General features: G+C 54.2%; 16 protein-coding genes. 12 read left to right on the top strand and 4 right to left on the bottom strand.

All coding sequences use genetic code 11. The features are described from left to right. Positions 1–32: 32 nt before the first annotated feature. The gene (locus tag AAFN83_RS13055; protein WP_347770214.1) at positions 33–929 is read right to left on the bottom strand and encodes a helix-turn-helix domain-containing protein; all 897 of its coding nucleotides are present in this window, start codon (positions 927–929) and stop codon (positions 33–35) included. A gap of 173 nt (positions 930–1102) precedes the next feature. On the opposite strand from AAFN83_RS13055, the gene AAFN83_RS13060 reads away from it, so the two are divergent. The 3 genes from AAFN83_RS13060 to AAFN83_RS13070 all read left to right on the top strand — a co-directional run bounded on the left by AAFN83_RS13060 (position 1103) and on the right by AAFN83_RS13070 (position 3962). Next, positions 1103–1987 (top strand): hypothetical protein, encoded by an 885-nt coding sequence (locus tag AAFN83_RS13060; protein WP_347770010.1) that lies wholly within the window; start codon positions 1103–1105, stop codon positions 1985–1987. A 107-nt stretch (positions 1988–2094) separates the two neighbouring features. Beyond that, complete coding sequence (locus AAFN83_RS13065; RefSeq protein WP_347770012.1) at positions 2095–2733, top strand: GyrI-like domain-containing protein; 639 nt, start codon at positions 2095–2097, stop codon at positions 2731–2733. A gap of 122 nt (positions 2734–2855) precedes the next feature. Continuing rightward, positions 2856–3962 (top strand): C45 family autoproteolytic acyltransferase/hydrolase, encoded by a 1107-nt coding sequence (locus AAFN83_RS13070; RefSeq protein ID WP_347770014.1) that lies wholly within the window; start codon positions 2856–2858, stop codon positions 3960–3962. A gap of 92 nt (positions 3963–4054) precedes the next feature. Here the strand turns inward: AAFN83_RS13070 and metE are convergent, their stop codons facing one another. Beyond that, entirely contained in the window at positions 4055–6328 is a 2274-nt protein-coding gene (gene metE / locus AAFN83_RS13075; RefSeq protein WP_347770016.1) for a 5-methyltetrahydropteroyltriglutamate--homocysteine S-methyltransferase, read from the bottom strand. A 243-nt stretch (positions 6329–6571) separates the two neighbouring features. Here metE and AAFN83_RS13080 point away from each other — a divergent pair, with 243 nt between their 5' ends. The 9 genes from AAFN83_RS13080 (at position 6572) to AAFN83_RS13120 (ending at position 12573) form a co-directional block, all read left to right on the top strand. Next, positions 6572–7189: an RNA polymerase sigma factor gene (locus AAFN83_RS13080; RefSeq protein WP_347770018.1), complete on the top strand. Its 618-nt coding sequence runs from the start codon at positions 6572–6574 to the stop codon at positions 7187–7189. Then, the gene (locus AAFN83_RS13085) at positions 7137–7913 is read left to right on the top strand and encodes a DUF4367 domain-containing protein (RefSeq protein WP_347770020.1); all 777 of its coding nucleotides are present in this window, start codon (positions 7137–7139) and stop codon (positions 7911–7913) included. Before AAFN83_RS13080 ends, AAFN83_RS13085 begins: the two co-directional genes overlap by 53 nt. 84 nt (positions 7914–7997) lie before the next feature. Continuing rightward, on the top strand, positions 7998–8432 hold the full coding sequence (locus tag AAFN83_RS13090; RefSeq protein ID WP_347770022.1) for a hypothetical protein: 435 nt from the start codon (positions 7998–8000) through the stop codon (positions 8430–8432). A gap of 34 nt (positions 8433–8466) precedes the next feature. Next, on the top strand, positions 8467–9549 hold the full coding sequence (locus AAFN83_RS13095) for a hypothetical protein (protein WP_347770024.1): 1083 nt from the start codon (positions 8467–8469) through the stop codon (positions 9547–9549). A gap of 39 nt (positions 9550–9588) precedes the next feature. After that, positions 9589–10098: a hypothetical protein gene (locus tag AAFN83_RS13100; protein ID WP_347770026.1), complete on the top strand. Its 510-nt coding sequence runs from the start codon at positions 9589–9591 to the stop codon at positions 10096–10098. 147 nt (positions 10099–10245) lie between these two features. Then, on the top strand, positions 10246–10920 hold the full coding sequence (locus AAFN83_RS13105) for a PadR family transcriptional regulator (RefSeq protein ID WP_347770028.1): 675 nt from the start codon (positions 10246–10248) through the stop codon (positions 10918–10920). A 126-nt stretch (positions 10921–11046) separates the two neighbouring features. Continuing rightward, positions 11047–11379, top strand: a complete 333-nt coding sequence (locus AAFN83_RS13110; RefSeq protein ID WP_347770030.1) for an antibiotic biosynthesis monooxygenase — start codon at positions 11047–11049, stop codon at positions 11377–11379. 155 nt (positions 11380–11534) lie between these two features. Further along, positions 11535–12056, top strand: coding sequence for a ClbS/DfsB family four-helix bundle protein (locus AAFN83_RS13115; RefSeq protein WP_347770032.1), 522 nt, complete (start codon positions 11535–11537; stop codon positions 12054–12056). A 193-nt stretch (positions 12057–12249) separates the two neighbouring features. Beyond that, the gene (locus tag AAFN83_RS13120; RefSeq protein WP_347770034.1) at positions 12250–12573 is read left to right on the top strand and encodes a hypothetical protein; all 324 of its coding nucleotides are present in this window, start codon (positions 12250–12252) and stop codon (positions 12571–12573) included. A gap of 13 nt (positions 12574–12586) precedes the next feature. Here AAFN83_RS13120 and AAFN83_RS13125 read toward each other — a convergent pair whose 3' ends face one another. Then, positions 12587–13321 carry an aminoglycoside 3'-phosphotransferase gene (locus tag AAFN83_RS13125; protein WP_347770036.1) on the bottom strand — a complete coding sequence of 245 codons (735 nt, stop codon included), beginning with the start codon at positions 13319–13321 and terminating at the stop codon, positions 12587–12589. 6 nt (positions 13322–13327) lie between these two features. After that, positions 13328–14227, bottom strand: coding sequence for a LysR family transcriptional regulator (locus tag AAFN83_RS13130; RefSeq protein WP_347770038.1), 900 nt, complete (start codon positions 14225–14227; stop codon positions 13328–13330). Positions 14228–14292 lie beyond the last annotated feature (65 nt).

Below are 14292 nucleotides of genomic sequence, written 5' to 3' on the forward strand. Positions count from 1 at the left end.
GGCTGCTTTTTCTATTGTCTGTACCTGGCGGGTTATTCCAGTTCGTCAAAGCTGAGGTTGACAGGGAATTCCGGGAGGTTCACGGTGTCATCCAGATTCGTGGTCGGAACCTTGTCATCCACGACATCGAAGCGAAGGCTGTCCGCCCACACCTGCCCCTTGCCGGCCAGCAGCACCCCGAAGGAGATGGCTTCCCCATGATGCGGCACGTCCAGCACCACCTGGTAGTGACGCCACGGTGTCGTTCCCGAAACCGGGCGATTGCTCATGTTGTCGAACTGCAGAATCTCCTGGTCCTTGCCATCCACCCGCATCCACAGGCCGCACATGTGCTCGACGTCCTCGGTTTTCAGGAAGCCGGAATACTGCAGGCGTTGTCCTCGATAGCGGCTGGCCTGGATGATCTGCATCATGGTGGCAAACCCTCCGGCATGGTCCTTCGTCCCGCGCAAGGTTCCCGAGGCCTTGCCTTGGTGGGTGATCTTCATATCGATGCCCATCTCGTAATCCGATGGATGAGTTCCAGTCAGCATCCAGCCTTTTGGTTCTTTTGTCATCTTGTCCATGTGGCGAGTCAGCTCCCTCTTCTGTATGAGTGTGGTCATGAAGGATCGATAAAGGCCCGGCGTCATGTGGTATTGCTTGCGGAAAGCCCGGGTGAAGGCTTCCTGAGAGTCAAATTGGTGCTCCAACGCGATCTCCAGAATTCTTCGTTCGGTTGTAATCAACTCGCTCGCGGCATTCGCTAATCTCCGATTTCGGATATAGGTCCCGAGCGGTGTTCCAATGGAGGCATGGAACAAACGGTGAAAATGATATTTGGACGTAGAGACGGCGCTTGCAACGGCCTCCACGCTCAACTCCTCATGCAAGTGATCTTCAATATATTGCAGGGCCATATGAATGGTTCGTCCGCGCGGATTCTCCATCAAGGGGTTCCTCACCTCCTGTCACCGCTATTATAGCTCAGTTGGCAGCGTGTCCATTTGATTATTCTTGCTCTTCGGGGTGCACGCCAAGGAAAATGGAGGAAATTGAATATTCTTGTCGAACTTCTTCTTTCGTGGAAAGAAACGACATTTCGCGAAGGAGAGTTCTTGGATTGAAACCTTTTAAGAAAAGTTTATTCGTTTTGACGATTGTGACAGCCCTGGTGATGACTACGGCCTGTCAGAAGAAGAGCGCCGAGTCGGTGTCACCGAAGGAAAGCCCGACGGAAGCTTCTTCCGTAGCCCCGAGCGGGGGACCCTCGACCGATACGGGAGCGGAAGCTTCTCCCAGTCCCTCTCCGAAGGAAGAGAAGAAGCTTTCCTTTGAGGGTGAGCGAGACCGGACCAAGGTCACGCGGGCCGAGAATGCAGGGCTGACCATCACGAACCAGCAGGCAGATTCCTTTGATTTTAAGATATCGTCTTCCTATCATGCGAACTCCGGGACCTTGGAGGGGACGGCTAAGCTCCTGTCCGATAAGGTCGGGGAGTATGTCATCGCGCCATCCGACTCCAACGAGGGGGCAACGGTTCGTTTTCTGCTCCAGGAAGATCAAAGCATTGAGCTGGTGACGGAGGGGGATTCCCATTCTCTTGGGCTTGGAGCGGATGTGACCCTTGCCGGAACCTATGTCACGGGAGATCCCGTGTTCATTGGAGGTCCGTCCAAGGAAGAGGTGCTGGGGTCCAAGGAGCAGGAAGCGAGAATGCTCAGCCTGCTGGGAGAGAGTGTTTACAACGAGATGGGGTTCGTGATCGATATGGGGAAAACCTATGTCGACGGACAGCAAAACTTCTGCGGGTATATGTCAGATACAGGCGCGGAAATCATGCTGCGTACCCAAGGGGAATTCATCTACTTTCTGGATTTGGGGATCACCGGAAACGGGTATACCTTCTACACGAATGATCCCGCTTATCGGCAGGCCATTCCGGAGTCGATGAGCATGGAGCTGCAAGACCAGCCGATTGAGTATGTCTTTAAAGAAACGCTCTAGTCCCTTTCCCCCTTTTTGTTGAAACGAGCCCGTCAAATAGGACATTCAGTTGGCATATTCCTCATGCTATACTGACCTCGCAGAGTTCAGGAGAGGAGATCCCTAGCATGGAGAAGCTCGATTACAAAAAGGTGTTCAAGGACTTGTACCAGCCGAAGGCGGGACCGCATCGAATTCACGTGCCTCCGATGAAGTTTATTCAAATCGACGGACACGGCAATCCCAATGATCCGGATGGGGAGTATTCGAAGGCGGTAGAGCTTTTGTATACCCTGTCCTATTCCATTAAAATGGCTCCCAGGCATGGAACGGCCCCCCTTGGGTACTTTGATTATGTCGTCCCGCCGCTGGAAGGGCTGTGGTGGCTGGAGGATAGCACGAGTTTGGATTTCACGGACAAGTCCAAGTATTGCTGGACCTCCATGATCCGCCAGCCGGACTTCGTGAATGAAGAGGTCTTTGATCGTGCGGTCCAACTGGCGCAGAAGAAGAAGCCGGAGCTGGATGGAGCAAAGGCCAGGTTAGTCACCTTTACCGAGGGCTTGTGTGTCCAATGCCTTCATATCGGCAGCTTCGACGAGGAGCCTGAAACGCAGGAGAAGATGAATCGCTATGCCGAGGAACAGGGACTGCTGTCCGATCTATCGGATACGCGGCGGCATCATGAGCTCTACTTATCGGATCCGCGCAAGGCGGACAGGGCCAAGATGAAGACGATCCTGCGCCATCCTGTTCGCATCGGATAGAGCCCGTACCCCATGACTTCTATGGTCTGGGCGGCTGTGAAAATATCGCAAGGAACGTCAATACAGAGCCTCTCTCGTGAACCTATAATGGGGAAATCACCCATCACGAAAGGGGCTTTTGTATGCAGCAAAATGAGCAGATGGCGACCTATCGACACGCTTCCTTCGCCGGATCGGCCTATGAGGTAGGCCAAAAGCTTGCCCGGTTTGCCGAGACCCATTACTCCGATGAAATCCATATGATCTTTCGCAAAGAGGAGGGGGACCCGGCAGATCGAGAAGCGATTCGAGAGACGATGGCACTTATCGATCGTTACTCCCCGAGTTTGAACGAAGAGCTGCGGGGCTTTGCAGAGTATTTCCGCCGTTCGCCGGAAGAGTTAGGCTATTACCTGCTCTCCCATGCGAAGAACGGCGGCTGCGGGCATTTTGCCGTGCTTCCTTCGCAGACGGCCGATGGTCATCTCTATGTTGGACGCAACTATGAATACGACGTGAAGGAAGAGAAGGACCTCTTCACGGTGAAGGCTGACGGGGCCTACGCTCATACCGGCTTCGGCATGTTTCTCTTCGGCCGGTATGACGGGATGAACGAGAAGGGACTTACCGTGACCATGTCGAACGGCACTCCCCTTGAATGGTCGAAGGCAGACGGACTGAAGTTCTGGATCGTGATTCGGTTCTTGCTGGATCGTTGCCAGTCGGTTCGGGAGGCCGTCGACCTTGTTCGCGAGCTTCCGCTCTCCTCCAATTGCAATCTGATCGTGGCGGACCGGAGCGGGGAGGCGGCTCTCCTGGAGATTTGCAATGAGGCAAAGGGGATTCAGGTGATTTCTTCCGGAACAGGGCGAGGCTTCGTTGCCTCTACCAACCATTACACGCTGCCGGAGATGCAGGCTCATGTGAAGAATCGGATGAAGCAATCGGTGGATCGCCTGAATGCGATCACCCGGCTTCTCAACACCGGCCGTGCCGGGAAGCCGGAGCTGATCCAGCTGTTGGCATCGCCGATGCCCAATGGGTTAACCTGTCATCATTACGAGGACGGACTCGGCACGCTGTGGTCCATTCTGTTCGATGTGACGGACCTCAAGCTGCAGGTTTGCTTTGGTTCCCCGGTCAGGAACGCTTGGTATACCTTTGAGGTGAACGAACCGGAAGGGGAGCGGGAATTCCAGGCATGGCTGCCCAATGAGAACTCGACCTCCGAGACATGGAAAAGGATATAACATAAAGGAAACCCACAAGCATTGGGGCTGTCCCCTGCTTGCGGGTTTTTGCATGAAAGCAACTCGGCCATACATAGGCTTGAAGATATGTTCTAGTGCAGTTCGGCTCGAACTTGCTTGGCGGCTTGCACGAGAACGGTAAGGCTTTGTTCCACCTCTTCCGGATTGCGCGTCTTGAGTCCGCAATCCGGGTTGACCCAGCATTTGTCGGGAGCGATCTTCTCCAGCATGGACTGGAGAGTCGACACGATCTCTTCCTGAGAAGGGATTCGCGGGGAGTGAATGTCGTAGACACCCGGACCGACCGCCGTCCGGAAGCCGTTGTCCTGGATGGCGTCGACAATCGCCAGGTGGGAGCGGGAAGCCTCAAACGAAATCACATCCGCATCCATTGCATCAATGCTCGCCAGCATCTCCTGAAATTCGCTGTAGCACATGTGGGTGTGGATTTGCGTCTCGGGCTTTACCCCGCTGTGCACCAAGCGGAAGGCAGGAATGGCCCAATCGAGGTAATCCTCGTGCCAATCCGACTTGCGCAAGGGGAGCTTCTCCTTGAGTGCGGCTTCGTCCACTTGAATCATCCGAAGCCCGGCGGCCTCCAGATCGAGCACTTCATCGCGGATGGCGAGGGCGATTTGCAGAGCGATCTCCCTGGTGCTGATGTCCTCCCGCGGGAAGGACCAATTCAGGATCGTGACCGGACCGGTAAGCATTCCCTTCACCGGCTTCTCGGTCAGGCTTTGAGCGTAGGCGGAGATGTCGACGGAGATGCGAGCGGTGCGTTCGATATCGGCATAAAGGATAGGCGGCTTAACACAGCGAGTCCCATACGATTGCACCCAGGCTTGCTTCGTGAAGAGAAAGCCGGACAGGTTTTCCCCGAAATACTCCACCATGTCGTTTCGCTCATACTCCCCGTGTACCAATACATCCAGGCCCAATCGCTCCTGCTGACGGATGCAGTCTGCGATCATGGCTCGCAGGTTCGCCTGATACTGCTCTGTGGTGAGCTCGCCTTTTTTCCATCGGGAGCGGTTGAGCTTCACCTCTCTTGTTTGAGGGAAAGAGCCGATGGTTGTAGTCGGCAGCAGAGGGAGCTGCAAGTGCTTCTTCTGAACCTTCGACCGTTCTTCAAACGACGGGGATCGAGTGAAGTCGCCCGGCGACAAGTCGCGAACCCGCGCTTGAACCCGGTCCTTTGTCTTGTTTTTCTTCTCCTGATGAAGACGAACGTTGGCCAAAAGAAGCGGATTTTGCGAATGGTCAGCGTCTTCTCCCAACACACGCAGTTCGGACAGCTCCTGCAGCTTCTCATCCGCAAACGCCAGAAGGCGCCGAGCGTCCTCCTCTAGCTGCGGTTCCGCCTGCACCGTGTAAGGAACGTGGAGCAGAGAGCACGAGGTGCTGATCACGATCTGATCCGCAGCCTCTCGCAGAGAGGACAAGACTTGCAAGGTATGTGAATAATCGTTGCGCCAGATGTTCTTGCCATTCACAACACCAGCGAACAAAACTTTGCTCCTCGGGAATCCGTGCTTTTTGACAAGAGCGGCGGTTTCCTTCCCCTCAACAAAATCCAGCCCGATTCCGTCAAAAGGCAGGGACACCACTTCCGTGTAGCCATCCCGAATGTCGCCAAAATACGTTTGCAGCAGCACCTTTACCGAGCCTTTTCGGCTTAATAGAGAGGAGTACAGCTTCGTAAACAAGGCGAGATCCGACTCAGTCAGGTCGGTCACGAGGGAGGGCTCGTCCAACTGAAGCCACTCTGCGCCGATCTCGCCGAACCGGCTGAGCAACTGAGCGTAGGCTTCGATCAGCTCGGAAGTATAGTCTTCCGGCTTCTTGCTGCCCTTGAACGTCGACAGCTTCAAGAATGTAAACGGACCGATCACAACCGGCTTCGTCAGGACTCCCTCCGCCTGAGCTTCCAGGAAATCGTCGAAGGGCTTGCTTCCGCTTAACGCGAGGGTGAGGTCGTCTGTCAGCTCGGGCACGATGTAATGGTAGTTGGTATTGAACCATTTGCGCATGGACAGCGCCCGAACATCCCCTTGTGCTCCCTGATAGCCTCTTGCCATCGCAAAATAGGTAGCCAGCTCGCCCTGTCCCAGCTCCCGATAACGCGAAGGAACGGCACCGAGAAGCACAGCGGTATCGAGCATGCCGTCGTAGAAAGAAAAGTCATGAGAAGGAATGAGCTCGATGCCGGCTTCTTGCAGCCTTTTCCAGTGTGTGCGCCGAAGAAGACGGGCATTCTCCTTCAGCTCGGGCTCCGTCAGCTGGCCTTTGAAGTAGGCCTCCGTCCAGAACTTCAATTCGCGCGCGGCACCGATTCGGGGATAACCAATTACGGAAGTCTTCATGGATTCCTCCTGAGCAGGTAAGTTTTTCTCACTATAGCACGGCCTCAAATCTATAGAGTAACACTTAATAAATATAGTGAAGTATAGGAAAAAGCTATACTCCTACCGAAGAACCCCCTCACGAATTTCAAATTTGAACCTTTTCTCATAGCAAGGATAATAACATTTCCACTATAATTATCCATAATCAGTTTCCCACTTACAGGGGATTCGTGCTTCCTCTGGCACAAATGGAGGTTCGCCATGCTCGTGATCATCCTATCCCTCATCGGTGATGAGGAGGATCGGCGCTTTATGGCCGACTTGTACCAAGACTATTATCCGTTAATGAAAAAGAAAGCCTATGAAGTGACGCAGGATTATCGGATTGTGGATGACCTGATTCAGGATGCCTGCATGAAGCTGATCCCCAAGATTCCCCTTCTGCGCTCTTTGGATGACGGTAGACGGACGGCCTACGTCGTCTACACCGTGAGGAACACTTGCGTGGATTCCCTCCGCAAACGGATCCGGGACAGACGAAAGCTACCAACCGTTCAGGAGGAGACAGCAGCCGCTCGGCTTGAGACCGCGTGGGCGCTGCCGGAACCGAGTATCTTGAACAAGGAGAACGGAGAGGAGCTCGGGCAGGCGTTGCGCCTCCTGTCGGATCGAGACCGGCAACTGCTGATCTGCAAGTACCATCTGGAATGGAAGGATCGGGAGATTGCCCGGTACCTGGATATTCCGGTCCGGCATGTCCCGTCTTATTTGACGCGGGCCAAACGCCGGGCCTGCGTTCTATTATCGGGGGAGAGGAGAGAACATCGTGAGCAAGCCGCATCATCCCATGGATCCAAAGTCTCTCAAGGAGGAGTATGAGGAGATCCAGTTGAAGCTGGCGTTGTCTTCTTATCTGGAGCAGGAGGGCCGTGCCTTTCGGAAAGAGAACGAGGAACTGCGGGACAATCCGCTGTATCAGCCAACCGAGGAAGAGATGAAACGGTTCCAGCTTCGCCTTCAGCGCCGCATTTGGGGTTATCGGGTGCTGGGATGGATGGGCATGCTGCGGATCAAGCCCCGAAAGGCGGCGCTGGCATTGCCTCTCCTCCTCGTGCTCCTGACCGTATCCGCCGTTAGCGTGGAAGCGGTCCGGGTGCGCATGTATGCCTTTTTTGTACAGATGAAGGAGAGCTATACCGAATTTCGTTTGGAGCAGCAGACGGCAGAACCGCAGACGGCCTCCCTTCAATCGCTTGCGGGGACGGACGCGTATGTCCCGACTGAGGTGCCGACCGGGTACCGAATGGTCCGGGTTACTCATTACCAGACGATGAAGGAGATCGAATATACCCGGGACGACGGGGGCTCCTTGCTGTTCCAGCAGAAACTCGGAACGAGCGGTGTTCACGTTGATTCGGAGGATGCAGATGACGTTGCCGCTATTCTCGTACAGGGGGAGAAGGGCATGTTCGTGCGCAAAGGGGAGAAGCTCACGGTCGTCTGGCAGAAGCGGGACCAGCTGTTTCTGCTTATGGGCGAGGAAACGGGTTTATCGGAGGAAGAGTTCGTCCAACTAGCAGAGAGTGTTGAGAAAATCGAATAATTTTTCCAGAACATGTTGTAAATGGAATGGATCATCGTCTTATACAGTGAGAAAGCCCAAAACGGGAGGAAGGGAGGATTCGGGTTGAGCAAACCGAAGCGGACTTCATGGCTGTTTGTACTTGTGCTTTTATTCACAATATCTGCTGCCTTTCCTGGAATTGGCCATGCAGCTTCGGCTGACAACGGCAAGGTGTCACCTTGCTATCAGTATGTTTCGATTGTAGGGGCATCTCTCTTAGTGGGCAGCGGGGGTCAAACCTATGCGAGCGGGGACGTGTATGTCTCGGGCGCTTATGACTCTCAGATGACCATCGAGCTTCAGCGTTCATCCGGGAAGGGCTGGTCGGCGGTGAAGAGCTGGAGCAAGGATTTCACCGGCAAAGGATCGCACAGCTTCGAGAAGGAGACCTATGTGAGCTCCGGCTACACGTACCGAGTGGTCACAACCGTGGCCGTCAAGAGCGGCGGACGGGTGATCGAAACGGTGACGGCAACATCATCCGAAACGAAGTACTAGGAATCATACCATTTATGGAGAGAGGGATTTTACTATGAAAAAACGTTGGGGTTCGATGTTGAGCGTCGTACTGGTAGCGGCTTTGTTTTCGACTTCCGGTCAAGTACTGGCTGCTGATCCGGTCACGAAGAGCAGTGCGGAGGAGTTGTTCGGCAGCTCTTCCCGGGATTACAATACCGAAGCTTACGGACTGCCCGAAATCACGGTGCCCGAGAAGATCAACTCCCTCGTCCTGTCGCAAAAGGAAGTGGCCCTGGAGCATAACGGCGAATCCGTCTTTGTGGATGCAGTAGGAGAACTCGCGGAGGGCAGTTTCATCAACCTGGGTCAAAAGGCTGTATGGTCGAGCGATAACACTGATGTGGTTTTCGCTGATGCCGGCCGGCTCCTTGCCATAGGCGCAGGTAAGGCGACGGTAACGGTCGAATACGGCGGCATCAAGGAAGTCATTGAGGTGTCGGTAGCGAAGACGCTGGATCTCCAGAAGGAAGTGGAAACGCTGGAAGCAACGAAGGTGGGCACGATCTCCCCGTTCGGCTTCTCCGCAAGCGATCGCACGACGGTCGTCGACAAAGCCAAAGGCATGGTCAACATGACATGGACGCCGACCAAGGACGTGCGCGGGTGGAAAAACAATACCACCTTCAAAGCCAATACGAAATACACCGGGATGCCGTATTCCCAAACCGAGAACCAGAAGGATAAGGACGGCTTCACCAAGGCCATGTCGGCTACGGACTTTTACACGAATTATACCCGCTTCGATATCATCATGCCCCGGTATGGGAATGATTGCTCTGGCTTTGTGAGCTTTGCTTGGGGCATCTCCCGTCAGACCACCTCGGGTTTCGTAAGCGGGATTCAGGATGGTACCTATGCGAAGGTTGGCACCTACAACAGCTCGACCCCGACGAAGGCTGATCTGAAGGCTGCCTACAAGAAGTTGGCTGCCGGCGATGCCGTGGTGAAGAGCGGGCATACCTTCCTGATCGCCTCCAACGACACCACGAACTCGAAGGTATACGCCTATGAGCAAACCCCGAATCTGGCGGTTTACACCACCTGGACCTACGAATCGATGGGGTCGGACGGATACATGCCGTATACGAAGAAATAAGAGGTACGAAGCGAAAGGGACAACAAGGAGGGAACTCGAATGTCGTTAACCGGAAAAAGAGTATTGTTTACGGCGGTTGCTGTGGCGCTCATTGCCATCCTGGTGGTGGTCTTTTATCCGAGAGATAAGGGAGAAACTGCGAAGTTTACCACCAAGGAATCGAAATTTGAGGTCAACGTCCCCGAGGACTGGAAGGCAGTGGAGCAGCCTAGAGTAGCCGCTACTGCGGATCGAGAAGCTACCCCGGATGAGGGGGTTGAGCTGAGATTGAAGGGCAGTGAACAGAACAAGGTGTATGTATTTAATCAATACAGCACACTTTCTCCTCCAGAGGAGACGCTGGAGAAAGAAGCGTTCACGACTGCCCAGGGCATCAAAGGGACGCTCTACAAGGATGCGGCGAACCATACCTGGCAGCTCATCCTGGACCAATCCATCGCTCCCGGCTTCTACGGGGCGACGGTACGCTTCGAGGATGCCGACCTGTTCGAGAAGAACCAGGACACGTTCCGCGACATTCTGAAGAGCATCAAAATCTTTAAGCCGTAATCAGGAAGAAGCAGATGAGGGCGCTGGGCCTTTTGGTCCGGCGCTCTTTTTGTTTTGGGCGGTTGAGGAAGCGGCTTGACGATAACGATATATCGTATTATAGTGATTGTATCGTTAACGATATATCGTAATAAGGAGTGAAGCCAGATGAAGGATTCACAAAATGGTTATTTTCATGAGCCGTGCAGAGGGATTCACGGTCAGCATCGCTTTTTCCACCACATGCATGAAATGCCCCACGGTCATGGAGGCGGTCAGCATGGAGGAGAGGGACATGGAGGAGGAAGACATGGAGGCGGTCGGCAGCGTTTCTTTGGACGGGGAGAGTTTAAGTTTGCCCTGCTGGAGCTGTTGAACGGCTCGTCCATGCATGGCTACCAGTTGATCAAGGCGATGGAGGAGAGTACCGGAGGACTCTATACGCCAAGTCCAGGCTCCGTCTACCCGAACTTGCAGTTTCTCGAAGAAACCAACCTGATCGTCTCGGAAGAGGAAGATGGCAAGAAGCTGTACTCCATTACCGAAGAAGGACGGCGGTATCTCCAGGAGAACCGGAGGCCATTTCCCAGCAGAGGAGAGGGACACGGGGAGCATCGGCACGGCGAGCGCCCTCCGGGCGGTCATGGCGGCAAGCGGGAGCTGCGGGAGCTGATGCACGAATGGCAAGACGTGGTCTTCCTGCTGGCGAAGGCAGCCAAGGTGTCGCAGCAGCAGGCAGATTCGGAGCAAGCAGTGCAGTTCCGCGACCTGATGGACCGTCTCCGCAGCGACCTGCAAGGAATGGTTGACCCGAAGCCCTCAGCGGATGAGCCAGAAGTTTGAGAGGATGAGCTGAGCCGGAAGCCTGAGGCGATGGGGCGACCGGAAGCTTGAAGACAGGCCCTCCCAACGGGTATTATTGGAATGAGAATAGTTATCACACAAAGTTCCGAGTAGGAGGACAATCGCATGATGATTCAAACGAGAACCGTTACTGTAAAGGCCGGCTACGCCGAGAAGGTCATCGAGAGGTTTTCCGGCAGCATGGCCGTCGATGGAATGGAAGGACTGATTGACCGTACGATTCTCGTCAACCGGAAGAAGAAGGACGAAGAAGAAGTGGTGATGATGATCCGCTGGGAATCGATTGAGGCGTGGAAGAATTGGGAGAAGAGCGATGTCCATATCCAGGGGCACCGTGAGAAGAAGGAAAAGCCGGCGGATGATTCCATCCTGAGCGTGAGTGTTCACATGTACGATGCCGTGAAGATTATCCCGGGCAAGGGAAGCGCGGCGGAGTAACAGGACGGGAGCAAGTGTATAGAACCGGGAAACAGGTACGAATCGATAAGGATTCGTGCCTTCTTTCTTTTTCCAAACCGGACAAGCGGTTGTCCCTGATTTGTGGTACAAAGGTACAAAGAGAGCGTACAGCAAATTCGAAAGAGAGGGAACCCATGGCCAGTTATGAGTATTCGTCCAAAAAAGAACTGCTGGAGGCCATTCACGAGCAGTACCGTCTTCTGGATGCCGAGTTTGAGGGGATCGACAATGAGCAGAAGGACCTGCAGGTGCCGGAGGTGGATAAAACCCCGGCTGAGATCATTAGCTACCAGCTCGGCTGGCTTGCCCTTGTTCAGGGCTGGGACGCCGACGAGCAGGCCGGGAGCCCGGTGGTGATGCCCGCTCCCGGCTTCAAGTGGAACCAGCTCGGGGCGCTCACGCAGTCCTTTACCGAACGATACGCTGCATTCTCCCTGGATGAGCTGAGAGCGCAATTTCGCGAGGCAGAGCAACGGTGGTGCGAGTGGATCGACACCTTGAGCGAGGATGAACTGTTCCGGCAAGGCCACCGCCAGTGGACTGGAACGAAGGAGAACTGGCCGATGGCGAGGTGGATTCACATCAACTCCGTCGCCCCGTTCAAGAACTTTCGCGCCAAGCTGAGAAAGTGGAAGAAGGCGATCTCCACAAGGTAGCGGGTGGAGGGAGCCTGTGCGACTCTGTCCCCCATTCCTTTTCTTTAGCTTACCTCTTCGTTCAAATAATAAAGTTGACTAGCCCTTCCAAGTATGCAGGGGGTTGACAAGCATATGATATAGTAGGGAGGAAATATCAATACCTATATATGACATTGAATAGGTAAACCTCATCGAAGGGATGGTCATCAGGATGAAGCTGATCAATCAAAAGGTGGAGCACCCTGCATTTGGGAACGGTCAGATTATAACGGTTGAAGATGCGCGTATGGTCATTGAATTTGCGGCTCCAGTCGGGCAGAAGGCGTTCGTTTATCCCGATGCCTTCGAGCATTATCTTCGCTTGGATGATCCGCTTGCCTCCGAATATGCCAACACTCTCCTTCGTCGGAAACACGAGGAGAAAGAGGTGGAGAAGCTGCGACAACAAGAGCTGCGGAGGGAAGAAGAGCAGAAGCCCCCTGCGGCATCCCGTGGAAAAGGAACCCGCAAAACCGCAGCGAAAAAGACGAATTGAGGAAGCGCAGCTTCTAGGAAGAAAGCAACGCTGCCCAGTCAGTGAAATACGACAGCCCTCTCTCAGAGATTGCATCTCGCCCATAAGCATCCAGGAAGTGATCCCGATAAGCATCGGTGTGCAAATTGTATTGGAGTGTCCAAATCCCCGAGTATAGATCGTAGTGCTGATCTCCAATTCCTCCGTCCCCTACGTCAATGAATCCTTGCAGCGTAAAATGATTCATGAGCAGATTGGGCAAGCAGTAATCTCCATGCAGAACAACCGAATCGACGGGCGTGTAACCAAGCTCCTGCAGGGGAGAAAGGTCCACGCCTTTTTTCATGTCCTCCTGCGCAAGCTCCCGGGATCGATCCGGGTAAGGGCATCCGGCCACCGGGAGCGAATGAAGCCTGCGCAAGCTCTCCCCGAAGGTGCTTGCCAGCTTATGCGGCTCAGCCAAATGGTGAGGAGCGGTGCCGTCTTCTCCCTCGATGGCTTCGGTAACCAGATAATCATGGTCTCCCTCCGACAAATAAGCAAGAACCTGCGGAGCGAGGGTATGTTTATGGAGAAAAGCAGTCATCTTGCTTTCGCGTTCCAGAGACCCTTTGCTTGCGATCTTGAGGAATGCCTTCTCCCGTCCCGCCAGGTAGAGGGTTCGGGCCGCTTCGGAGCAACTGCTGTCATACACGAGGGCCTGATGGAAAAAGGGACGAATTGCCGACGGAACCCTATCGGACGGGAAGGAGATTTCGATTCGCTTCATGGGGGTTCACCTTTCAAATAAGTCTAGAAATCGTTGTGCGGCAGTGGATAAGGGCATTCCGTTCTTCGTGACAAGGCCAAGGTGCCTCACGGGAATGGGGGCTTGAAGGGGAAGCTCGTGGAGTTGTCCACTTTGGAGCTCGCGTTCCACATAGCTCCTAGCCACGCATGCCGCTCCGAGTCCCTGAACCGCTAACTCGACCATGAGATCGAGATGACTCACTTCCAGATGAGGGATGAGCTCTACCTGATGAGAGTGAAAGTAGCGGTCGATGTAGTCTCGGGTGCTCCCTCCTTTTTGCAGGAGGATGAGGGGGTACTGAGTCGTCAATTTCTGTGGTGATAAAGGGGCCTTGATGCTGTCGCGATACCGTTCTCCGACAACGAAGCAATCCTGAAGCGTCAGCTGTCTCCATAAAGTGAAAGAATCTTCGTCGAGCTGATGCAGGTTGACTACGCCGATGTCGCTCTCGCCTACCGCCAGCAGGCGAGCGATCTCGGTGCTCGATTCGTCCTTGATGTTGAGTCGAACGCCGGGGTAGAGCTCCGCATAGCGGCGGATTCCTTCGAGCAGGTCGTACTTGCATACGGCACCGCAGACGGAGATGCGAAGCTGTCCTGCGCTCATCTGCTTCAACTCGGAGAATCGCTGTTCGCCGGTCATCATCAGGCCGTAGCCTTGTTCAATGTATTCATACAGGACTCGTCCTTCCGGAGTTAGCGACACACCGCGTGCCAATCGATAGAACAACTGGCCGCCAAGCTTCTCCTCCAGAAGCTTGATGGAGTGGCTGACCGACGGCTGAGAGGTATAAAGCAGCTTGGCGGCTTTGGACAGGCTGCCCGATTTGGCCGTCAGATAGAAAATCCGATAGAGCTCTAAATGAATGGACATATGAAAATTCAATATACCCCCTATGCCGAATCCTTTGTTTTCTTATAGCTGTCCTTTCATTATGATGAGAAATGGGA

This window comes from Gorillibacterium sp. CAU 1737 (genome assembly GCF_039888655.1).
Lineage (GTDB): Bacteria > Bacillota > Bacilli > Paenibacillales > NBRC-103111 > Gorillibacterium.